Origin of the sequence: Acinetobacter sp. CWB-B33 (assembly GCF_039655955.1) — a bacterium.
In the GTDB taxonomy this organism is placed as follows: Bacteria; Pseudomonadota; Gammaproteobacteria; order Pseudomonadales; family Moraxellaceae; genus Acinetobacter; species Acinetobacter bouvetii.
The window spans coordinates 126,133-150,518 of record NZ_JAGFEU010000002.1 but is presented as its reverse complement, the minus strand read 5'-3'; the positions used below and the strand labels follow the sequence as shown (position 1 = coordinate 150,518).

The window sequence follows — 24,386 nt, the reverse complement described above, 5'->3', positions numbered from 1 at the left end:
AGCAGGATAGCTGTTATGTGGTTTACCCGAATTAGCGTCAAGTACCCCGTTTTCACCATTATGATGATGTTCTGCCTGATGGTGCTTGGCTTGGCCTCTTGGCAGCGCATGGGCGTTGAAGAATTTCCAGATGTCGATTTCCCGTTCGTGGTGATTTATACCAATTATCCTGGCGCATCGCCTGAATCCGTTGAATCTGAAATTACCAAAAAAATGGAAGATCAGATCAATACCATTTCCGGCCTTAAACAGGTGATTTCACAGTCCAGTGAAGGCCTGTCAACCATTATTGCTGAATTCAACTTAGATGTGCCTTCATCCGTCGCTGCGCAGGATATCCGCGATAAAATTTCGCCTGTCAGCGCGCAGTTCCGCGATGAAATTGATGATCCGATTGTTGAGCGCTACGACCCAACAGCCAGCGCGGTGATGTCCATTGTATTTGAATCAAAAAATATGGACTTGCGTGATTTAAGCTCTTATTTGGAACAGCGCATTGTGCCCCAGCTAAGAACCGTTTCCGGTGTCGGCACAGTCAACCTGCTAGGCGATGCGCAGCGCCAGATCCGCATTCAAGTCGATCCGCAAAAGCTGCAAAGCTTTGGACTGGGCATTGATCAAGTCTTAAATACCCTCAAGGCGGAAAACATTGAAGTGCCGGGCGGCACGCTCAAGCAGCCAACGTCTGAATTGGTGGTTGAAATCAAGTCCCTCGTCATTCACCCTCAGGCTTTTGGCGATTTAGTGGTGGCGAATAAAAATGGCGCCCCTATTTTCCTCCGGCAAGTGGCCCGTATTGAAGACAGTCAGGCGGAGATGGAATCCAGCGCATTCCTCAACGGCAAAACCGCGGTAGCCATTGATATTTTGCGCAGCTCAGACTCCAATGTCATCGAAGTCACGGACAACACCCGCAAAACGCTGGAAGAAATTAAAGCCCAGCTGCCGAAAGGCACAACGGCTGAAATTGTCGTGGATTCCTCCAAAGGCATCCGCGGCAGCATTAAAGATGTTGCCCGCACTATTATCGAAGGCGCCGTTTTAGCCATTCTGATTGTGCTTTTGTTCTTGGGCTCTTTCCGCTCTACCGCCATTACCGGCATGACTTTGCCGATTGCCTTGCTGGGCACCCTCACCTTCATTTGGGCCTTCGGCTTTACGATTAACATGATGACCCTGCTGGCGCTCTCCCTCAGTATCGGCCTGTTGATTGATGATGCCATTGTGGTGCGTGAAAATATTGTCCGGCATGCAGACATGGGCAAAGACCATGTCACCGCCGCGCTGGACGGCACCAAAGAAATTGGCCTCGCAGTATTGGCCACGACACTGACCATTGTTGCAGTGTTTCTTCCCGTTGCCTTTATGGGCGGCATTATTGGGCGTTTTTTCTATCAGTTTGGCGTCACAGTCAGTACCGCAGTGCTGATTTCAATGTTTGTCAGCTTTACGCTTGACCCAATGCTGTCCGCACATTGGGCTGAAAAAAAGAATCCAGATAAAAAACCAGGCGCGATTAAACGCTTCCTGAATTGGATCTCCGACAAATTAGACAATTTGAGCCATCATTATGAAAAATTGCTGAAACTGGCTTTGCGCTTCCGCCTGATCACAGTTTTAATTGCCGTCGCCTCACTGTTTGGCGCGCTGGGACTTTCTAAGCTGATTGGGACAGAATTCGTCCCCGTACCGGACAAAAGCGAAATCCGCATCAAGTTTGAAACCCCCGTTGATGCAACGCTGGCGTACTCGCAAGCAAAGCTTAAACAGGTTGATTCAATTATCCGCCAGCATCCTGAAGTCCGCGCCACTTACGGCGCCATCAACAGCGTTTCTGACCGCGGCAAAAACCACATCAGCATCCGCGTGGCTGTCACCCCGCGCACGGAGCGCCAGCAAAGCTTAACCGATTTAAATAACGAATTCCGCAGCCGCCTGCAGTCCGTTGCCGGCATTACGGTCACGTCTGTCGCCTCGGCGGATGAAACGGTATCCGGCGGTCAAAAACCGGTCATGATTTCCATTAAAGGGCCTGACCTGAATGAGCTGCAGAAGATTTCCGACCGCTTTATGGCTCAAGTATCGCAGGTTAGAGGCATTGTCGATTTAGAAAGCTCACTGAAAGAGCCAAAATCGACCTTAGGCGTTCACATCAGCCGTGTCTTAGCCAGTGATTTGGGCCTTTCGGTCAATCAGATCGCCAATGTGGTGCGCCCACTGATTGCAGGTGACAACATCACCACATGGAAAGATGAAAAGGGTGAAACTTATGATGTCAACCTGCGCCTGAATGAAGACCGCCGCAGGCTGCCAAGCGATGTGCAAAACATGTACATCACCTCGCAGAAAACCGATGCAGCCGGCTTGCCAATTCTGGTGCCGCTTGCATCTGTCGCCAGTTTTGAAGAAACATTGGGGGCATCACAGATTAACCGCCGTGACCTTGCCCGTGAAGTATTGGTCGAAGCCAACACTGCAGGCCGTCCTGCCGGCGATATCGGTGCAGACATTAAAAAGATTGAGGACAGCTTTGACCTGCCGCCGGGCTATTATTTTGCAACCCAAGGCGCCAATAAAGACATGGCGGAATCAGCAGGCTACGCCATGACTGCCATCACCCTGTCCATTGTGTTTATTTACATTGTGCTCGGCTCGCAATTCAACAGCTTTATTCACCCTGCTGCCATTATGGCCTCACTGCCGCTGTCCTTAATTGGCGTGTTTCTTGCGCTGTTCCTGTTCAACTCCACCCTGAATTTATTTTCCATTATCGGCATTATTATGCTGATGGGCCTAGTGACGAAAAATGCGATTCTGCTGATCGATTTCATCAAAAAATCCATGGATAAAGGTAATTCAAGGTATGATTCAATCATTGCCGCAGGCAAGACCCGTTTGCGGCCTATCCTCATGACCACAAGCGCCATGGTGATGGGCATGGTGCCTTTAGCGCTGGGCTTGGGTGAAGGCGGTGAGCAAAGTGCGCCGATGGCGCATGCCGTGATTGGCGGGGTGATTACCTCTACCCTGCTGACGCTGGTGGTGGTTCCCGTGATTTTCACCTATTTGGATGATTTAAAGAATTTCATGATGCGTCAGGTCAAAAAATTCACCTCTTGATTTCCGCTTAGATGAATTCCTGCGATTAAATGCCAATGAGATGACATTGAGAAATGCTCATCTCATTTTTTATTGTATAATCTCTGCTTTAACGCTTAATTTTTTAGGACAGTTTCCATGCGCGCGAGTCGCTTTTTATTTGCAACGTTGAGAGAAACCCCGAACGATGCTGAAGTTATTTCACATCAGCTGATGCTTCGTGCAGGGATGATTCGTAAATTGGCTTCAGGTTTATACACTTGGCTGCCGATGGGCGTTCGCGTATTAAATAAAGTTGAAGCGATTGTCCGTGAAGAAATGGACCGTGCAGGCTCACTGCAAGTGCTGATGCCTGTAACGCAGCCAGCGTCTCTATGGGAAGAATCCGGCCGCTATGTCCAGTATGGCCCTGAACTTTTGCGTTTTAAAGACCGCCATGCCAACGATTTTGTACTTGGGCCGACGCATGAAGAAGTCATCACTGACCTTGCGCGCAATGAACTGAAAAGCTATAAGCAATTGCCAGCCAATTTCTATCAGGTGCAGACGAAATTCCGTGACGAAATCCGTCCGCGCTTTGGGGTAATGCGTTCACGCGAATTCATCATGAAAGATGCCTATTCGTTCCATGCCGATCAAGCATCACTGCAAGAAACCTATGACAATATGTACGAAGCATATTGCAAAATCTTCACGCGCCTTGGCCTCAACTTCCGCCCAGTGCAAGCCGACACAGGTTCGATTGGCGGTTCAGGCTCTCACGAATTCCACGTATTGGCTTCCAGCGGTGAAGATGACATTGCCTTCTCTACCGAATCAGATTATGCAGCCAACGTAGAAATGGCTGAAGCTGTTTTAACCGGTGAACGCGCGGCTCCTGCCAAAGCCTTAGAAATTGTAGACACGCCAAATCAAAAAACGATTGAAGATGTCTCCGCTTTCTTAAAAACAGATCCTGCTCAATCCGTTAAAGCGCTGCTTGTGCAAGGCGTGGCTGAAGAAGGCAAAACAGCGCCTATCGTTGCGCTGTTCCTGCGCGGCGACCATCAGCTGAATGAAATTAAAGCTGAAAAACACCCGTTGATTGCAGCGCCGCTTGCTTTTGCAACTGAAGCGCAATTGGCTGAACTTGGCCTAACTGCCGGCTTCTGCGGTCCGCAGGGCCTTGCTGAAAAAGGCATTACGGTGATTGCTGACCGCGCAGCATCTGTGCTTTCTGACTTTGTCGCTGGCGCGAATGAAGTTGATAAGCATGCTGTCGGCGTAAACTGGGAACGCGATGCCAAATTCACAGAAGTCTTTGACTTGCGCAATGTTGTTGAAGGCGATCCATCTCCAGATGGCAAAGGCACCTTGCAGATTAAACGCGGCATTGAAGTTGGCCATATTTTCCAGCTGGGCAAAAAATACTCTGAAGCTTTAGGCTGCAAAGTACTCGGTGAAGACGGCAAGCCAATGGTCGTGACTATGGGCTGTTACGGCATTGGCGTAACACGCGTTGTCGCGTCTGCCATCGAACAGAACTTTGATGAAAAAGGCATTATCTGGCCTGCAAACATTGCGCCGTTTGAAGTTGCCATTGTGCCGATGAATGCGCATAAATCACCAAAAACGCTGGAAGCAGCGGAAGCGCTGTATGCAGAACTGTCTGCTGCCGGCTATGACGTCTTGCTGGATGACCGCAATGAGCGCCCAGGGGTTAAATTCTCTGACCTTGAATTAACCGGCATTCCGCACCGTATCGTCATTGGTGAAAAAGGTTTAGATGCAGGAACGTTTGAATATAAAGGGCGCCGCGATGCGGAGTCTGTGAATCTGTCTAAAGAAGAATTATGGGCTAAAATTGCAAAATAAATTTTAGCTGATATTAAAAATCCCGCTTGATGCGGGATTTTTTATGACTGGCCAAACAGCGTCATCAGCAGAAACGTGAAGAGCCAAAACAATTGCGGTATGCAGGCGCAAGCGTTGTAATATTACCGGCAGCGGCATTGCCGTTTTGAACCATATTTGACATCAAATTCGTCAATGAATCCGTAATATTTAACGTAAACGCATCTTGCAAATACATCGACCAGCCTTTGCCAACAGCAGAGTCATACCCCGGATACTGAATGCTTGCCAGCGATGTTAAAGCAATGCCAAATTTATCTGAATTTACATCCAGTTGATGTACATTATTTAGATTATAAGGAAGCTGATAATTATTCAGCAATGTCGTTAATTTTGTACCATAGTTATCAGCAGTTTCAAGTGCACCCTTTGTTGGAACAGCCTGCCCTAAGCCTATCAGCGTTTGCTGCTTCATATAATTTTTAATGCCTGTTTTTAACAGCGGCATTAGTGTTCCAGCGACTTGAGCAGTTCCCAATACATTACATCTGCCTCCTGGGTCCCCAGCACATAACTGATTGATTGCCAATCCTTCAACGACTTCGTTGACAATGTCTCCCAAACCTAAGTTTAGAATCTTTACTTGGGTCAAACGGGTACCATTCGCAGTCACATTCGCTGATTTTGAAGCGGCTGCCGTATTTACCGTTAAATCTCTATATCGCACTGCAATAAGGCCTAAATTAACAATTTCTTCATCATTTACACCTAAATAACCATCAGCGGCATATTGCTGCTTATAATCATTAAAAGGCCATAATCCATAGTTTCCAACAAAATCTGTAGAGTACTTAGACTGATTATCCGTACTGCAGCCAGCAGTCCCCGCCTTACAGGTCACCGCAATATTCGTCTGGGCCAAAATATTCAGATTGGTTTTACCCGTTAAATAACCGCTGAAACTATTCATTGAGCCAATGCTCATTGGACCTTCAGCTTTTTCAGCACCGACACGGACCCCGACGATTTGCCGTGTAGATGCCTGGCTTCCGCCTTTAATTGCAAACTGATAAAACGGATTGGTTAATACAAAATCTTTTAAAGCGGCTTGATTCGATACCGCATTATTATTATCGGTTCCCGTTGGCTGGCCAGCGGCGCCAGTCAAAGTGATGCAGGTTCCAGAAGCATTTGTAACACAGCCGAAAGAAAGCTGTGAAATATCAATATCACAGCCTCCATTGCCATTATCACCGCCGCAGCCTAATTGCAATGATTTGATATTCGTATTCAGCGACAGTTCTGCATCAAATCCTAATTTAAAGAAATCAAGCCCTTGGCTGGAATCAGAAACTTTAGACAATGAAAATAAGGCCTGACCTGTCACATTTGAGAGCGCTGCATCATCTAAACTGGTCATTGCATAGGTCATCGTCGACAGACTGAATGTTGATGCAATGATGCTTCCTAAAATCGTTTTTTTCATTATCTTTCCCTGTCTATAATGATTATTTAATTTATCGGGGAGTTATTCCTAAAGTACTGCGCATATTTCCGCCAGGAATGACGATATCTGCAATTTTTTGAATGGTTCCTGAAGGCGCTAAAGCGATTTCGGCACGGAAAGCGCTGCCATACTGACCCGCCTGAATTTGTGCAGAGGTCAGTTTTTGAGAGGGATAGTTAAATTGGATTTGATTATCTAAGACAACTTGATCCGACTTCACATAAAGCCTAGCGTCCAGGCCTAAATTACCCTGCAATTTATTCAAGTTAACGCTGGACGCGACAACACTGCCGTCACTTTTAACATCTTCATTCATAACACTGATATAGCTGCCCAGTGCGGTTTGATTTGCGGCTGTGGCCGAATCTAAATCATTAAAAGCAAAATTGGCTTTAAACGATAAAAAGTTGGTATCGGGTGTGCTATTTGCGGCATCCATTCCCGGAATAATAAACAACTCGCCTTTGCCGTCTATTTTAAATGCGATAGATGAAAGCACATCATCCTTTTTAGAAAAGTTGTCCGCTGGAACTAAAGTCCCGCAATTCGTCACGGCGCTCACGCCAGCACAGTTATAAACAGAACCAGGAAGCTGTCCAATGGCAACCTCTGCTTTGGCCGCGAATAATAAATTATCCGCTTTTACATAGATGCCGTCATCTTCAAAACCAATCACGCCATCGGCTTTCATAAATGCATCGATATTGCGCAAACCTGCATAATAGTTCCGCTCTACACCATGTACACCTTTTGCGCCATCGACAATAATAATTGAGGTCGTGCTTGGCGCATTGGTCTTCTTATCAATTCCATAGCCTTCTGTACTAAAGACCAGGTTATATCCCAAACCCTGCTTTACAGTCGCATCGCCATAACTATAGGTTTTTGAAAATAAAGCGAGGTTTGCATTCAAATTAAAAATAGGGATGCCAAGCCCCCACGTTGCACTGCTTTGACCCAATTCAGCTTGAGAATTATCTGAGATAAACTTTGCTGTACGCGCAATCGCCTGAAAATCCATGCCGCGGACAGCAATAAATGCCACATCCCTTTCCTGAGACAGGCTGCTGTTCGTTTGCGGATCTAAGTAATAATTGAATATCGGCGAACTTGCGCCCAGCGTTTTTTGAATATTGTCATTGATAATGAAATTGAGCGTTTTTGCCTGTAAAGCATTAATATAAATATCGCCAAAATCAATATATGCATTATGCGTATTGCCTGCTTCATCACTGGCAGACGGCACTACGAGCGGAGACAGATTTGAGAACTCAATTGCATAACTGCCGCGCCCAGTATGGCCCAACTCAAACGTCGTCGGCGCTTGCGTACTGGATAATAATGAATTTTTAGCCCGCGTAAATTCCGCCGACATCCCTAAATGCAAACCGCCTTTATCTGTTTCATACCCCTGTGCCGTCGTAGCCTGCTCAATCATGCTGCTGCCGGCGCTATGATTGACGGTATTAAATGCCGCCAAGCCCGCCTGATTCGCATTAATTTGAATCCGCCCTTTTGTTAAGGCGCCGGAAGCGCCTAAGCGGATCACATTCTTTTGATTTTGCAGGTCCGAACCATAACGCAAATCAATATTCACCCCTGGATTGGTGGCATTCGCGCGCCCTGAAGCATAAGAGTTGTCCGCAACCCGCCCGAGATTCACGATATGGTCTGTTCCATCCGCTGCTTTCGTGGTCAGGACAATGCCTTCATCACGGTCAATATACAGATACCCGTCTGCGGAAATATTGAAGTTAAAATCATTTAAAGTCAGATACTTGCTATTTAGTCCATAACTAATATCGGCATTCTTGATCTCTAAATCCATATGCGCTAAAGCATTGCGGTTAAATAATCCATTCGAGGTGATTAAATTAAAAACCAAAGGAGACGAAGTCGAAATATTGAGCGAGCCTAAACTCTGCTGGGCAGTTTTACATGCCGCATTGCTGCAAATCAGCATTAAATTTGCAATTGTTGCCTGAAAAGGCGAAATGCTCGCATTTAAATGCACACCTGCACCGTTTGGCGTTGTACCGACATCCAAATTCAGCTTGCTGATGATATTTTGATTATTCTCTCCCTGGATGGTCACATTATGCAGACCCAGCTTCATGTTTCCATTGGCCGTTTGATCTACCCAGTTCGCTTGGTTAATGGTGACCTTGGAAACTTCTTGGGAAATTGAAATACCATCTTGCCCACGAACGGAGCTTAGGTTCTCATCCGACAGCTGTTCAAAAGCATTCGCATGCTGCGCCGCTAAAATACAGACTGTAAGAAGTTTTAATTTGGTTATTTTTCTCATCTCAACATCCTTGTTTTTATTTTTAATTAACAGCGGCTTGTAGAAGTTCCAGCGCAGTTATAACTAAAAATTTTCAAGTCTCCTGATAGATGCAAATTGCCATGCATATTCAGCCCCATGAATCCTGTCTCAGCGCCTTTATCAAAATCCGGTACACTTTGATTTGTGTTAAATGTTGTGTACGTCGCTGAGTTCTGATATGCCGTTGCGCCAGTCTCTACAGACAAGTTCGCAAAACCGAAGTTCCTTATTTTGAGCGGCTTGTCATCATAAAAGCTCAGCTGCATGGCAGTTTGAGCTTTATTGTCCTTATTTAGAATGGTTGATCCATCCAATGAAAACTTATCAATTTGAAGAGTGCCTTGAATTTGCTTAAATACCAGCCATTTCTTGTTTCCAGAACTGTCCACATGATTATTCGGCGCAATCGCCAGACGGCACATAATATTATTTACGCACGAATACCCATAATTGGCGGCTGTCGTTTTGCCAGTGGCATCTACAGTAGAAATGGTTTTTAAGCTCATATCATTGGCATATTTATGATTCAAAGACAAAGTCCAGCTCAAGTCAGCGCCGCCTTGACCGGCAATCGATTGCATATCTTCATTATTTAAATTGACTAATCCCGCCTGAGCGGCGCCTGAAGACATCAGCAACATAGAAGCCATTATTTTTTTTAGCATGCTTTAGCTCCTATAATCCTGTAGTTTTAATTTTAAGATGCTGAATTAATACGCCATCTATCGCCGCAGATCCTAAATTAACCGCTGCTGCCCCTGCCGCAGCACTTTTAAACATAATGCCTGTAGCCGTGCTGTCCCGGTTTGCAATTAAAGTATTTGCAGAGGCATCACGCGCTACCGTACCCATTGAAATACTGCTATGTGTTGCATTGGTGCCTTGATAGCTTATGCCATTCACTTGTGCGCCATTGGTCCCGCAAACAGCGACATTACAGGTGCTGCCTTTATATTGATTTGCCAGCGCATCTAAAGCTGACTGGTTACTGATTGCATATTTAGTGGGCGCACTGATGCTGCTGGCATATCCCAATTCAACAAAACCGCCGCTCACATTGTCTTTTACATAGGTGCCCGCACTATCTGCAACATAGCTAGTGACGTTATTGGTGGTATCGACTATCTTTTTATAAAAAGTGGACACACTGCTGAAATTCTGAACGCTGTAATAAGCGCCCGATTTAGATTTATAATATCCGCCAGAAGCATCTACAGCATACGTTGCTTCTGCATCTTTATAATGCGTATAAATTTTATTATAAATACTCGCAACATTCGGAATTGCGGTCACTTCTAAAATAATATTTTTCCCTTCCGATCCGACGATAAATGGCTGGTACATATTCCCTAAAACCAAGTTGATATTGGGGCTATATATATACAGGCCTTCCGTACTATTGAAGGTTGGCGCAGAAGAACCATTTAATGCAGGCGTAGAATAACTGCCGTCATCTATAGCAGCCGTGCTGATCCGTATCGCTTTTGCATTTAAATTGGTGTCTGTCGATTTTATGCTCTGGGGATTATCATTTGTGTTCAACCGCAGGATACTGGCCATACCCAGTGTCTGATTCTGCTGTGTCACGCTTGAGCTTTGCGTCTGAAACAGCCTGACTTGCGAACCGTTCAAGCTCAAGCCATTGGCGACAAATTGAAACCGCAAACGCTGATTTTTATCTAAATTCTGATCATTCGTTGCATCTGATGTCATTGGCACTGCCACAGGCGCGCCAGTAATAACATTTACCGCATTGCTTGAGCCCCATTTGCGGGAGAACGCATCCGCCCAGTAGCCTAATTTAATATTATTGTCGCTTTCATCCGCCGCTACGGTCGCCAGCGGCGCTTCTAATGCCAAATATCCGACATTTGCCGCCGCATTGGATGCTTGAAATTGCTGAACCTGACTTTCTGTTCCCGCCCTAAACAACCACGGGTTCGCTGATGTTCCCCAGGTAAACCCTTGATTGCTGTAACGCAGGTTTAACTGATCGTCGCTTTTTGACAAGGCTAAGCCATAAATAAAGACATCCGCCTTGGTCTGCTTTGCTGCAGCATCCGCAGCAGTGACTGTAGATGCTAAACCGCTATAATTTTCCCCTGTCGGAATAATCCGGATAAAGCCGGTATCATTTTTAGAGGCTGCCAATAAAGATGCAGCATCTGTCGCTGCGCCATAGGTCGAAGAGGATGAAATATCTTTAGCGCCCTGAAAAACCATTTTAAAATTTTCAGGTAAAAGTGCGATCCCCTCTCCCGTTGTATCGGAAAGAGATTGATCTGACAAAGTTTCAAGTGCATGAACTGATGCCGCGCTGCACAGCGCAATCATACTGGCAAGACAAGATCGAGCAAACCTTGTCTTCTTTATAATATAAGTCATCTCGACCTTCCTTTTTATCAGATGCTCCGCATCTTTATTTTTGCTTCATCCTATACTTGGCATTTATATTTTTGTGAAATCTTAATACAGCATTTACCCAAGTTATGCTTTTTTATTATGCTGAATAATTCATCAAATGCAAAAACAAACTATCTCAACCGAGACATTTCCGATGAATGATGCCTCGGCTTGAAAAAAATTGACGGTATTCTTTATCAATCCCCATGCTGCTGCTGGCTGAATGCTACGGTTTCACATTTTGGCTTCCAATCTATTAACTTTTAATAAAAAAACATTTAACAACAATAAGATAAAATCATCAAAACCCAGCATTTGGCTGTTCCAGCTTCGCCATTGCATTGCATCTTGCTGTTTAAAAAGCCTGCTTATATTCTCTTGGCTGTTTGATTCTGCAAGCCCTGCTGAGCACAGCCATCTTCATCCGCCGCTAAGATCGGCTGGGGCTGATAGTTACAGAATGAAGCCATGCTTTGATCCGCTGTCCGCATGCTGAATCAGCATCTCAGTGCAGTTTTTCACATAGCGCATTGCCATTTGAAATGCATCCACTAAATGCACAGAACATATCTCAGCTGACCGCCTGATCCATTTCTTTGCAATCCTTCCGCCTCTGCCGCCTGAGCAGATTTCATAAAATTGCTGCCTCTGAAAAATTTATTTCAGGACAGGAAAAGCATATAAAAAAAGGCAGATCAAATGACCTGCCTTTTTTTATATGCTTTGCCTGCGCATCTTATGCTTTCGGCAAAGTCACGCCCGTTTGGCCTTGATACTTGCCGCCGCGGTCTTTATAAGAGGTTTCACACACTTCATCAGATTCAAAGAACAGCATTTGCGCCACACCTTCGCCCGCGTAAATGCGCGCCGGCAAATTGGTCGTGTTTGAGAATTCCAATGTGACATGGCCTTCCCATTCAGGTTCAAGCGGTGTGACATTCACAATAATACCGCAGCGCGCATAGGTCGATTTGCCCAGGCAGACGGTCAGCACATTACGCGGAATGCGGAAATATTCGACTGTGCGCGCCAAAGCGAATGAGTTTGGCGGAATGATGCAGACATCGGACTCGATATCAATAAAGCTTTTATCATCAAAGTTTTTTGGATCCACAATTGCAGAATGCACATTGGTGAAAACTTTAAATTCACGCGCGCAGCGCACATCATAGCCGTAGCTGGATACGCCATATGAAATCAGTTTTTCACCATTTTCATCATAACGGACTTGATTCTCTGCATACGGTTCAATCATGCCGTGCTTTTCGCTCATTTCGCGAATCCAACGATCAGACTTAATAGCCATGTATCTCTATCCAAAAAGCGTTAATTCAATTATTGCGTGGTACTTTAACTGAAATCAGCGGCAATGAAAATAAGCCAGCGCCGCAGGCTGCGGATTTGGCGCTTCACTGCAGAATTTAAGCTGTATTAAAGCTTCAATATTGCAGAATAGCTGAGTGGAATTGAAAAGCTCATCAAAACCAATGAAGCCGTTTTTTGCAAATTGCATTGGTTCAGCCAGCTGATTTTATTGGAGGTTAAAATTGAGCCTATGAAAGTCCATAAAAAAGCAATCGGGATAATCAGCAATAAGAACACCGTCATATGCGCGGCATAGTAGCGCCCGTCGACCCAAGCGATAGCTGGAAAAACGGCAGAGGCAAACAGCAGCGCTTTAGGATTCAGCAAAGTTGCTGCAAACAGCTGAACAGGACCGATGGTCAGCTGATTATAGTCATCCGAGACATTGGCCGTTTTCCATAAGCGCACAGCTAAAAATAAGATATAAGCGGCACTGAATAATTTTAAAATAACCGGCAATAGCGGCAAATGCGTTGAAACTTTTCCAATTAAAAAGCCCCATAAGGTGATCGAGATTAAATAGCCGAAAGCTTCTGCCGGAATCAGACGGAAAGATTTGCGTACGCCCACCTGTATGCCTGATGAAGCCAGCAAGGTATTGGTTGGGCCAGGAGTCAATAAGATTGTGACGACTAAGCCAATGAAAAACCATGAAATCATACGAAAAACTCACCTTTGAGTGAGCGCAGATTAAATCAGTTCAATTCAGGACGCAAAAAAATAATTGTAAGCCGATATATAAAAATCAGTCACATTTAATTAAATGAATATATTTCAATTATTTATAATTTTATAGCAGCGTTAACCCTGCGGTCACACCTGCCTATTTTACATACAAAATCATACAAAAATCGTTAGACCCTTCACATAAAAACTGAAGAAAGCCCGAACAGGGCGCTTTTTCATTCACAGGCACTATCTATGGAGTTTTAACCTGCATGCCAATGATTTCTTATCAAAAAAGCCCAGCCAATGGCTGAGCTTGAGTCTTCCAAAGACCGCGTATTAGAAAATACGGCTCTGATCTTTTTCTTGTTTCGGCAGTTTTTCGGCAATGCGGGCGGCAATCGCCATATAGCTTTCAGCAGCACTGTCTTCCGCAATGACTGAAGGCTTGCCTGCATCGGCATTTTCACGGATCTGCACATTCAGCGGCAATCGGCCCAATAACGGAATATGGTACTGTTCAGCTAATTTATCGCCACCGCCTGTACCAAAAATCTGCTCTTCAAATCCGCAATTTGAGCAGATATGAGTCGACATATTTTCCACCACGCCCATGACAGGAATCTGCACGCGGTTAAACAGCTCAATGCCTTTGGTGGCATCCATCAGCGCCACATTTTGCGGCGTTGTCACAATCACCGCGCCCGTTACTGGAATGCGCTGCGCCAGCGTCAGCTGAATATCGCCTGTACCCGGCGGCATATCAATCATCAGCACATCTAAATCAGGCCATAGAGTTTGATTGAACAGCTGCATCAGCGCGCCAGTCGCTTTCGGGCCGCGCCATGCCACTGGGGTATTGTGATCGCCCGTTAAATGGCCGATGGACAGCACAGCAAGTCCATAAGCATCCAGCGGCACAAAGTGCTCTGCTTCGATCATTGGCGTTCTGCCGGCATTTCCCAGCATGGTCGGAATGCTTGGGCCATAGATATCGGCATCTAACACCCCCACTTTTAAACCCAGTTTTTGCAGCGCCAAAGCCAGATTGACGGTCGTTGTCGATTTGCCGACGCCGCCTTTGCCTGATGACACTAAAATCACATTTTGAATGCGCGGATGCTTTGGCACATCGCGCTGCTGCGGCGCTGCTTTTTGAATAGGCGGATTGTTTGGATCAGCTTCTGCAGGCTGTTCAGGCGCTGAAGCCGAAGCATCGACGACTGGCGGCAGATTGTTTTTGGGCGCTGTATTTTCTGCTTTTGGCTGGCTGGAACAGCTTTCGCCTTCTGCATGGTTATGCCCGCAGCCGCCTGAGCTATGCCCGGTTTTTTGCTGAATCACATGCATGTTTAATTCAGTAATCCCGCATTTTTCCAAAGCATCGGCTAAATCATCATGAATTTTTTGCAGGTCATCCGCTTCAGAGGGCAAGGTATTAATCGTGATTTGCAAGACCTGCCCCTGCACATTGATTTGGGTAATCCGGTCTTTTAATGCATGCGCTGAATTGGGCAGCAGATAGCTTTGCAGCACGTGCTGAATTTCATCTTCTTTAACTTCCTGCGAGGGTGAAAAGACCGATTTAAGCGAAGAAAGCCAAGACATAAAGTTACTCCAAAAAAGCGAAAATACAGCAGATTACTGATAGTTTAACGGCAAATAGAGTCTAGGTTAAGCACCGGATTTAAGAAGATGCAGGATAAAGCTAAAAATCCAAGTAATATGCTTGGTTTTATTCCTCTTTCAGATACATTTCAACAATACAGTTCGAATGTTTTTTTGATATAAATTTCAGCATTGGCCGCTAGACGCTTTTATTTGCCGCAGGCCTGGCCTTACTGTCAATAGATTAACGCATGCGCACAGCATTAAACGTATAAAAAACTGTGATAGTCCAGCAACGTCCAGAAAATATGGACTGAATCTGCCGGCTGAATTGATGTGTGGAAATGTATTTTATGTATTATTGGGGGAATTAAAATGAAAAAATTAGTCTTTATGCTTTGGTTTGCCGCCGCAGGCTTAAGCCATGCCGGCATGAATGTAGAGACGTTTCTCACGGCAGAGCGCCAGTCAATTACGCTGGGGGATACTGTGGAAGACATGCAGATGCGGATGAAAGCATCTCCCATCACGGTAAATTCATACGTACTGCCGCAGAAAGATCAAAAAGAAGACTTGGCAATTGATTACACCTATGAAATTGAAAACATGCGCTATGTCATTACTGTGGTAAATGGAAAAATCAGCCAGATTCAAACTGAAAACCTGAATAAATAAGTCGAAAATGATATGGCCATGCAAAGGCCGCATTTGCACAACACCTGAATCCTTTATCAAAAAAAACCCATTGCTTAGGCAATGGGTTTTTTTTGATTCAAGAACAGCCTTCTTCAAGCCTGCACTTACAGCATTATAAAATTATGCCTGATCGCCTTTTTTAAACTTGCCTAAAGTCTCTGTGGTTTTCTTTTTCAGCTCATCAAACTTTTCTGTGGCGTGAACTTTTAACTCATCTAGCTTGACAGAGGCTTCCTGCTTTAATTCTGCAGCCTTCAGCTTAGCCTCATCCAGCTTTTGACCCGCTTCTTCTTTCAGATGGTCAAATTTTTCCTGTGCAGATGCTTTAGCCGCTTCAGCTTTAGCTTTCAAATCATCAGCCTTTTCCTGCAACGCGGCTTTATCTTCGGCATGCAATGCCTTTGCTTCATGCTTTAAATCGTCAAGCTTGGCTTCGGCATGCAGTTTAGCTTCTTTAGCCGTATGCTTTAAATCATCCAGCGCTTTTTCACCCTGCAGCTTGGCTTCCTGCGCCGAATGCTTTACTTTTTCGTCCAGCTCAGCGGCTTTATTTTTCAGTTCATCCAGCTGTGAATTACTCATCTTTATACCCTCTTAATTATATGAATTGTCTAACAATAGATATAACATCTCATCGGATTAAATAAAGCCGCAGCATCATTTCGATACACTTTATAACAAACTGAAATAAACCTCACCACAGCCGAACCCAAGCTATAAAACAGGAGTTTACTTCTTCACCGTACTGATAAAACTGATCACCGCAAACAGCCAAATAAACAGAATAAAACTGCGTGCGCGTGTGAAGTGCTCTACGTCTGAACCATGCACAATATTATGGCGGGTCGCAGTCACCGTTGAACTATTGTCCATTTTCAAAGCCTGCAGTTCTAAAAAGTAGGGATTAATATCGCTGGCGATTTTCACCTTATGCCATAAACTTTTCACTTCATGGCCTTTCAGCCCCGGCACAATTTTATAGACATCAATATATTTGCTTTGATTCAGCTGCAAATAGCCACGCTCTGCCAATGCTTCCGTCAAAATACCTTCAATCTGCCCATACAGCACCGTCACGCAGCCTGCGTAACATTCTTGTGCATACATCTTGAAGCACTGCTCAATGACTTGACGGTGCAGCGGCAGGTTGCCGCCAATCTGCAAAGCGTCAACAGCGGACAGCATTTCATGCTGAAAATAGTCTTGTTCTATAAGCGCCGGCAAAGCAAAATTAGCCATTCCGCTTTCTTTTTCAGATGCTAATTTCCAAAAATACAGCAGATTTAACGCGTCATTGGCAATAGGCGCATCGCTTTCAAATTCAATCTGATCGGCCAATACATCAAAATAGGTATCCTGCGCAGCAAGCTGCCTTAATTCAGCGACCAGTTGAGCGTGAGATGCAGAACCCATCGTTTGCAAATATTGCGCTGCTATTTTTAAGATTTGATTGCCGAGTTTCTGTTGACTGCCTGAATTTTGCGGAATGCGCGTCACGGGCTGGTCGAAATCAAAATCATCATCGATCATGGGCTTGTACTCTTAAAAATGGCTGAATCTGTGCATTATCGCTGTTCTTGTGCAGACGATACAGATAAATCACACTCTGCCCGCATATTTTCTTCCAGCATCTTGGGCATGCTGATGCAGAAAGATTAATGCCAGGTATCGTACACGCTAAAAAGAAGGTTTTCGGTTTCGCTTAAGGCCCAATAGCTGTGCTTAAAATGCGGGTATTTTTCAGCAGCGGCAGCGGCGGGAATGCGCACAAAAGGCATATAGCAGGCGCTGACAGCCTGCTTTAAATATTCAGTCGAGCCCAGCACATAGTAAGAATCGTGATTGATATAGTCATGATGGCTTAAATACTCCGGACTCGGCTGCACAAAATGCAGCGTCTTATGCCAGCCGCGCCAGCGTTTCTTTATTGTCGGCTTCACACACTCTACCGCGTCATCGCGCTGGCTCGAACTGCGCGCAGCTTTTTGCAGAATGACCGCTCGAAGGCCATTATCAATGGCATAGACCAGCACCACATTGCCTTTCATCGGTGAATGCCGGCGGTAAAAAATAAATGCCGGATGATTTAGCTGAGCAAATTGCTGCTGATCTAGATCATAGGCATAGTCCAGCTGCTGCTTAAATTCTTGCCGCTGCGTGAATGTGCCAAAGATCAATACAGCCACAATAAAAAACACCACGCACAGACACAGCATGCCCGCCAGCGCAATGACGCCTGTCAGGCCATAGCGCAATATTTGCAATGCATCCCGCAAATAGCCATCCCCTTTCCTGCGCATTCTTACAGTCCCAGTGGTTTTGGATGATTTAAAGAATGATGAGTTCAGTGTATGGATTTTTTTTCAGAGGCATCAAGTGTAACTGTGCGCAGTTTTTGCAAAGATTTTAATCTTTTGTATACAGATGACGTACACTGCGCATAACCGGGGCAGCGCCGTCATTGAAGGCAAGCGCGCAAATTCTGCAGCTGAACATGGATTAGAATGAGCAAAGGCTATCGCCTATCGGCAAACGGATGCCATGACAAATTGACCTGAACGCCGCCATTCAAACAGCCTGCTGTTTTTAACTCTTTTGAAAAGAATTCACTGATTCCCTTGTGCATCCGCTCCTTATCTAAGGTAAAATCGTTGACCTTATATAAAATACGAATGAGAGAGTCATATCCGTGCGTAATATTTTAGTCACTAACGCCCTGCCATACGCCAATGGCCCCATCCATATGGGACACTTACTCGGTTATATCCAAGCAGATATTTGGGTTCGTGCCATGCGTGCAATGGGACACGATGTGACTTATGTATGTGCGGATGATGCTCACGGCACAGCCATCATGCTGCGTGCCGAAGCCAATGGCATTTCTCCAGAACAGCAAATTGCCAATGTGCAAAAAGAACACATCCGCGACTTTGACGGTTTCGGCGTGCATTTCGATCATTATGATTCAACCAATAGTGACGAAAACAAAGCGCGTTCAGAAGAAATCTATATTAAAAACCGCGAAGCCGGCAATATTGCCATCCGTCCTGTCAACCAGCTGTTTGACCCTGAAAAAGGCATGTTCTTATCAGACCGTTTCATTAAAGGCACGTGCCCGAAATGTAAGTCGGAAGATCAATATGGCGACGCGTGCGAAGTCTGCGGTACCACTTATAACGCGACTGAGCTGTTAAACCCGAAATCGACGTTGAGCGGCGCAACGCCTGTTGAGAAATCGTCAGATCACTACTTCTTTAAACTGCCGAATTTTTCAGAATATTTGCAAAAATGGACCCGTGACCAAGGCCGCCTGCCGGTTTCGATTGCCAATAAACTGGATGAATGGTTTGAAGCGGGCTTATCGGACTGGGATATTTCACGTGATGCGCCGTATTTCGGCTTTGAAATTCCAGATGCGCCCAACAAGTATTTCTATGTTTGGGTCGACGCGCCGATTGGATACATGTCGAGTTTTGAAAACTACATCAAGACTAAGCGTCCTGATTTAAGTTTTGACGACTTTTGGAAAAAAGACTCTGACAAAGAAGTCTATCACTTCATCGGTAAAGACATCGTTTACTTCCACGCGCTGTTCTGGCCTGCAATGCTTGAAGGTGCAAACTACCGTACGCCATCAGGTTTATTCGTCAATGGTTTCTTGACTGTAAACGGTCAGAAGATGTCGAAGTCTCGCGGTACATTCATTAAAGCTGAAACGTATTTAGAGCACTTAAACCCTGAGTACTTACGCTACTACTTCGCGTCTAAACTGTCGGATAAAGTTGAAGACTCTGATTTGAACTTGGATGATTTCGTTCAGAAAGTAAACTCTGATCTAGTCGGTAAAGTAGTGAATATTGCCAGCCGCTGTGCAAAATTCATCAACACCAAGTTTGATAATAAATTGTCTGCAACTTGTGCAGAGCCTGAATTGGTACAAAGCTTTATTGATGCAGGCGCGTCAATTGCGAAAGCCTATGAAGCACGTGAGTTCTCTGCCGCGATTCGTGAAATCATGGCGCTTGCAGATAAAGCCAACCAATATATCGATGAGAAAAAACCGTGGGCTTTAGCCAAAGTTGAAGGCGAAGAACAGCAAGTACACGATGTATGTTCGGTCGGGATTAACCTGTTCCGTCAATTGGCTGTATACTTAGCGCCTGTACTTCCGACTTTAGCAGCTCAAGTGCAAGCGTTCTTAAAACTAGACCGCTTTGACTTTGCTTCTGCTCAAACAGCACTGGTCGATCATGAAATTGCATTGTTCCAACCTTTAATGCAACGTGTAGACCCGAAAGCTGTTGCGGCAATGGTCGATGCTTCTAAAGACTCTTTAGCGGCTGTAGCTGAACCTGTAAAAGTGGAAAAGAAGAAAGAAAGGAAAGCCGAGAAAAAGCCAGAGCCAAAAGTAGGCGAAGCTGAAATTATTAGCATTGAAGACTTTATGAAAGTTGACCTGCGTGTAGCGGAAGTTTTAGAAGCTGCAACGGTTGAAGGTTCTGACAAACTGCTTCAATTGACTTTAAATGTCGGTGAAGCTGAACCGCGTAATGTATTCAGCGGTATTCGTGAGTATTACCAACCTGAAGACCTTAAGGGTAAATTGGTAGTGATGGTAGCAAACCTTGCACCGCGTAAAATGCGTTTTGGTATTTCAAACGGTATGGTTTTAGCTGCTGGCAATGGCGAAGGTGTCTGGGTGATTTCACCTGAATCTGGCGCTAAAGCGGGCGATAAGGTTTCTTAAGGTTTAATAATTCTTAAAAAAGCCTCTACATTGTAGGGGCTTTTTTATTGTTTTATTTCCCCCCCTACTATGGGCAAGGGTGAATCTATTACTTAAAATATTTGAGAAAATCTCCTCTCCTGAAAGGCAAGGTCTTTTTAGACATTAAAAATTAAATTTGCTATCTTTAGTAATATTAATAATCAATACAGAAGCATGAATAAAGAAGAAATCAAGAAAAAGCATCACTTTGTTAGTCAATTTTACTTAAAAGCTTGGAGTACAAACTCAAGTAAAATCTATGCACTGAAAAAAACTACAAATGAGAAACCCTTTTTAGTCAAAACTAACGAAACTGCATTATCAAATTATTTTTATGAAAGTTGTTTATTAACAGACATGTCTCTTAATTTTTTGCATAATTTTGCGAAATCAACAAATAGCTTAGACACACCTGTATATAAACTTATCATTACAACCATTCAAGATATTTACAATTTAGTAAATACAACTCAAGAACTTTCTAATCAATTAAAAAAACCTATATTAATTTCAGACTTAGCTAAAGAAAATTCTATTTTTCAAACTAATGCCTTAGAGAACTATTATTGTGTTCTAGAAGAAAAGTTTGCAGTCATTATTAAAAAAATTATTTATGGTGAAAGCTACAGCCTCACAATTGATGATTATGATATTCTTTTATTCTTCGTAACATCACAATTCATGCGTACTCAAAAGCGACGTACGGAAGCTCAGCAAATTACTGAACAATTCTTACCTAATTTATCTCATAAAGAGTCAAAAACACTGCTCTTATATCTAAGCTTACTGTTAGATCAAAAACTTCATTCAGCTTTAGTAAATTCTCTATATGTAATACACATAGTAGAAAATAAGACTTCATTAAACCTACTTACCTCGGACAATCCAGTTGTAAATACAAAATTCCACTCCTCCAATAATAGTGAAGTCGAATATATTGTCTCCATTTCACCTAAATTTTATCTACATGTTAAAGAAAATATGTATTCGAAGACTGTTACCAATAGTCTAATTGAAAGCTTCAAAATCAATTCCAGCATAACTGCTATCAATAAAACTATTTTGCTAGAATCAACAGAAAATATTAGTCAAATTGCATGGGTAAACCATTTAATTAAGAAAGAAAGTCACCGTTTTATTTATGCACTTGAAGCTAATGACTTACACTAAAAATGCGTTTTTATCATCAATATGATAAAAATAATTATCCCTTTAAAACTTATAAGAATCCCATGAAAACTTTACAAAATCTATTCGTAGCACTAGCGCTAAGCACAACAGCCATCACCACCCAAGCTGCCGAATCCACCATCCCCCAACAAAAACAAGTCTCAGGCTATTACCAATATCAAGCTGGTGATGTACAAATTACAGCCCTGCTCGATGGCACTAACTTCATGTCACCTAAACTCTTTCAAAATACCCCAGAAAAAGAAGTACATGAAATTTTAAAGAAATACGCTGCCGACCAAGCCAAAGGCGTACAAACCTCAGTCGATGCCTTCCTCGTGAATACAGGTCATTCGCTGGTTTTAGTGGATAGCGGCGCTGCGAGCTGTTTTGGCGCACATTTGGGTTCAGTGTTAAGCAACTTAAAAGCATCAAGCTATCAACCAGAACAAGTCGATACCATCTTACTGACGCATCTGCACCCAGACCATGTGTGCGGTATTAGCCAGAATGGTGTGACAAACTTTCCCAATGCGACGGTTTATGTCTCGAACGATGAAGCAAACTATTGGCTAAACCCGAAACAAGTCGATAAGCTCCCGAAAGAAAAACAAGCCGGTTACTTAGGAACTGTTGAAAAAATTAAACAAGCCATCGCCCCCTATCAAGCCAAACAACGCTTCAAAACGTATCAATTGGGCGATCAAGTTCAAGGCTTTAAAGTCATTAATACAGCGGGGCATACACCCGGACATTTTAGCTATGAATTGAAAACCAAAGACGAAACGGTGGTCTTTATTGGTGACATTGTGCACTCTCATACTGTGCAATTCGACAAGCCAGAAACCGCAATCGATTATGATATCGACCCGAAAAAAGCAGTGCAAACACGCTTAAAGCAATTTGCTGAATATGCAAAAGGCGGGCAAACCATTGCAGCACCACACTTGCCATTCCCTGCTATTGGACATATCTATTCTGCAGATGGGAAAAGCTATCAATGGATTCCTGTGCATTTTAAGGATTAATTGATAACAAACGTCCTCCTTTTAGAAGGAGGGAACACTGTTCCGCAAAGGTAAAGCAGGGCAGAATTTCCCTCTAAAAGACAGTCAAGCAAATAAACCAAGTCAAAAGCACAGCCACAAAAAAGCCCCTATCACTAGAGGCTTTTGCTATATGTACAACTTAGGACAGCACAAACTCCCAAATCACATAGCCAATTCCAAAGCCAAGCAACGAATATGACGTGATAATAAAATAAACAAAGCTCGCTTTATTTTTCTTTTTCCAGAAACTCATACCGCCACCTAAATATGCCAATTTGCATCATGTTAGCGTGTATTAAACAAAAAGTGAAACATTTCCAAGTCATTAATTTATAAAATATTTTAAACACAAACTCATATTTTTCATCACAATAAAGTCAATATACAGATTGGCACTATTTTTCTAATACAGATAGCCAAAATGATTTAGGAATCTCTAAAAATGCTAAAAGCGAGCCGTCTGTTTTATTACTTTGGTCATGTCAAACCTAAGTAAAACTTCTTTCTATGTGTTGATTCAGTTAGGTAACTGAAATCACTTCATCCCAAAAATCAGCTTCAGCCCCAGCGCCGTCATTACCGCGCCTGCAGTCCGGTCAAAAACCGCTTTAAACTTCAAATACACGCGGCGCGGCTTTTCGGCAGACAGCGCAACAGCCACCAGCGAGCACCAGCCTGCATCAATAAAGAAACACAAAACAGGCAGCACAAAATAAAAATAGAAGGGAATCTCTTTCGGCAGCAAGGCTGTAAAAATACTGGCTAAAATAATCGCAATTTTCGGATTTGACAGCTGCGTAATTAAACCGGTCATAAAGGCGCGGCGCAAGGTCATTTGTGCAGCCACATCCTCATCTGCATTAATCGGTTCTTTGGCATGCTTAATAATTTTGTAGGCCATCCAAAGCAGATATAGCCCGCCGCAGATTTTTAATGCCAAATACGCCGATGGCACAGCCAATAAAAAGGCCTGCAAGCCTAATACCGCCAGCAAACCAAAGACGGCTGCGCCAGTACCTGTACCTAAAGCTGTAAATAAGCCATGCTTGCGTGAAATCGCAATTGAATTTTTAGCCACATAAATAGAAGTAGGCCCGGGGCTCATTGCACCTAACATCAAAGCAAATGCAATCGAACCCAAAATCCAAAATGATTCCACGGCAACACCTATAAAATAAATTCCGTGGCAATTTTACAAGCATCACCGCTGAATATCTCCCTATTTTTCACAGGACTTTGACAAAATCACCGAATAATTCACTGTTATTTTATTGATTGACCCATAAATCTATTGCATGATCGGGCTTAAGCAATAAAAGATCTAACAATTATGAAATTAGCGGAAGCGCTGCTGCTGCGCAGCGACATGCAAACCAAACTGGCCTCACTGCAGCAGCGTATTAACAGCAATATTTTAGTGCAGGAAGGCGATACGCCCAGCGAAGATCCAAATCAGCTGATTCAAGAAGCATTGGCCGTGAACCGTGAACTGCATGATTTAATTCAGCGCATACACGCCACCAATGCGCAAGCCACAGCCAGCAACGGTAAAAAACTATTAGAATTAATTATTGAGCGTGATGCGTTAACCAGCCAGCACCGAATTTTACAGCAGGCTATTGACAATTCACGGCGTGAAAATGGACGCTACAGCTCCAGTGAAATCCGCTGGATTAAAACCATTTCTGTTGCTGATATTCAAAAGCAGACAGATGACATCAGCAAGCAGCTGCGTCAAAATAATTTAGAGATTCAAGCATCAAACTGGCAAGTCGATTTAATTTAAAATTTGGATAGCCATCCATCACAGTTCGGGCATATTGGGCGAGTGCAAGGCCTTTTCCGCGTTTGTAAGGCTTTAATTCAACAAACGCTTGCAAGAAGTAAAGCGTC

Annotated in this window: 18 protein-coding genes; 7 read left to right on the top strand and 11 right to left on the bottom strand. The window is 43.9% G+C overall.

The genetic code is table 11. The features are described from left to right. Positions 1-15 precede the first annotated feature (15 nt). On the top strand, positions 16-3,120 hold the full coding sequence (locus JZ784_RS06990; RefSeq protein ID WP_346314351.1) for an efflux RND transporter permease subunit: 3,105 nt from the start codon (positions 16-18) through the stop codon (positions 3,118-3,120). Positions 3,121-3,237: 117 nt separating this feature from the next. Next, entirely contained in the window at positions 3,238-4,953 is a 1,716-nt protein-coding gene (locus JZ784_RS06985) for a proline--tRNA ligase (protein ID WP_346314350.1), read from the top strand. 64 nt (positions 4,954-5,017) lie between these two features. Here JZ784_RS06985 and JZ784_RS06980 read toward each other — a convergent pair whose 3' ends face one another. The 7 genes from JZ784_RS06980 to apbC form a co-directional block, all read right to left on the bottom strand. After that, a complete protein-coding gene (locus tag JZ784_RS06980; protein WP_005008047.1) occupies positions 5,018-6,418 on the bottom strand; it encodes a hypothetical protein in 1,401 nt (466 codons plus the stop codon). Positions 6,419-6,449: 31 nt separating this feature from the next. Next, a complete protein-coding gene (locus JZ784_RS06975; protein WP_346314349.1) occupies positions 6,450-8,747 on the bottom strand; it encodes a DUF6160 family protein in 2,298 nt (765 codons plus the stop codon). A gap of 26 nt (positions 8,748-8,773) precedes the next feature. Continuing rightward, complete coding sequence (locus JZ784_RS06970; RefSeq protein WP_346314348.1) at positions 8,774-9,433, bottom strand: hypothetical protein; 660 nt, start codon at positions 9,431-9,433, stop codon at positions 8,774-8,776. Between the two features lie 10 nt (positions 9,434-9,443). Next, positions 9,444-11,153 (bottom strand): hypothetical protein, encoded by a 1,710-nt coding sequence (locus JZ784_RS06965; RefSeq protein WP_346314347.1) that lies wholly within the window; start codon positions 11,151-11,153, stop codon positions 9,444-9,446. A gap of 754 nt (positions 11,154-11,907) precedes the next feature. Beyond that, entirely contained in the window at positions 11,908-12,477 is a 570-nt protein-coding gene (gene dcd, locus JZ784_RS06960) for a dCTP deaminase (protein ID WP_005008040.1), read from the bottom strand. Between the two features lie 125 nt (positions 12,478-12,602). Beyond that, positions 12,603-13,196, bottom strand: a complete 594-nt coding sequence (locus JZ784_RS06955) for a LysE family transporter (protein WP_346314346.1) — start codon at positions 13,194-13,196, stop codon at positions 12,603-12,605. 345 nt (positions 13,197-13,541) lie between these two features. Continuing rightward, the gene (apbC, locus tag JZ784_RS06950) at positions 13,542-14,810 is read right to left on the bottom strand and encodes an iron-sulfur cluster carrier protein ApbC (RefSeq protein ID WP_346314345.1); all 1,269 of its coding nucleotides are present in this window, start codon (positions 14,808-14,810) and stop codon (positions 13,542-13,544) included. Between the two features lie 375 nt (positions 14,811-15,185). Here apbC and JZ784_RS06945 point away from each other — a divergent pair, with 375 nt between their 5' ends. Then, a complete protein-coding gene (locus JZ784_RS06945; protein WP_346314344.1) occupies positions 15,186-15,485 on the top strand; it encodes a hypothetical protein in 300 nt (99 codons plus the stop codon). 141 nt (positions 15,486-15,626) lie between these two features. On the opposite strand, the gene JZ784_RS06940 is transcribed toward JZ784_RS06945, so the two are convergent. The 3 genes from JZ784_RS06940 to JZ784_RS06930 form a co-directional block, all read right to left on the bottom strand. Continuing rightward, positions 15,627-16,088 carry a hypothetical protein gene (locus JZ784_RS06940; RefSeq protein ID WP_346314343.1) on the bottom strand — a complete coding sequence of 154 codons (462 nt, stop codon included), beginning with the start codon at positions 16,086-16,088 and terminating at the stop codon, positions 15,627-15,629. A gap of 147 nt (positions 16,089-16,235) precedes the next feature. Further along, entirely contained in the window at positions 16,236-17,036 is an 801-nt protein-coding gene (locus JZ784_RS06935) for a hypothetical protein (RefSeq protein WP_346314342.1), read from the bottom strand. 125 nt (positions 17,037-17,161) lie between these two features. Further along, on the bottom strand, positions 17,162-17,806 hold the full coding sequence (locus tag JZ784_RS06930) for a hypothetical protein (protein WP_346314341.1): 645 nt from the start codon (positions 17,804-17,806) through the stop codon (positions 17,162-17,164). Between the two features lie 389 nt (positions 17,807-18,195). Here JZ784_RS06930 and metG point away from each other — a divergent pair, with 389 nt between their 5' ends. The 3 genes from metG (at position 18,196) to JZ784_RS06915 (ending at position 22,472) form a co-directional block, all read left to right on the top strand. Further along, on the top strand, positions 18,196-20,253 hold the full coding sequence (gene metG, locus JZ784_RS06925; protein ID WP_346314340.1) for a methionine--tRNA ligase: 2,058 nt from the start codon (positions 18,196-18,198) through the stop codon (positions 20,251-20,253). Positions 20,254-20,448: 195 nt separating this feature from the next. After that, entirely contained in the window at positions 20,449-21,444 is a 996-nt protein-coding gene (locus tag JZ784_RS06920; protein ID WP_346314339.1) for a DUF4238 domain-containing protein, read from the top strand. Positions 21,445-21,506: 62 nt separating this feature from the next. Then, a complete protein-coding gene (locus JZ784_RS06915) occupies positions 21,507-22,472 on the top strand; it encodes an MBL fold metallo-hydrolase (protein ID WP_346314338.1) in 966 nt (321 codons plus the stop codon). 556 nt (positions 22,473-23,028) lie between these two features. Here JZ784_RS06915 and JZ784_RS06910 read toward each other — a convergent pair. Next, the gene (locus tag JZ784_RS06910; protein ID WP_219189999.1) at positions 23,029-23,652 is read right to left on the bottom strand and encodes a LysE family translocator; all 624 of its coding nucleotides are present in this window, start codon (positions 23,650-23,652) and stop codon (positions 23,029-23,031) included. Between the two features lie 171 nt (positions 23,653-23,823). On the opposite strand from JZ784_RS06910, the gene JZ784_RS06905 reads away from it, so the two are divergent. After that, a complete protein-coding gene (locus tag JZ784_RS06905; protein WP_346314337.1) occupies positions 23,824-24,279 on the top strand; it encodes a DIP1984 family protein in 456 nt (151 codons plus the stop codon). The last annotated feature ends 107 nt before the right edge of the window (positions 24,280-24,386 follow it).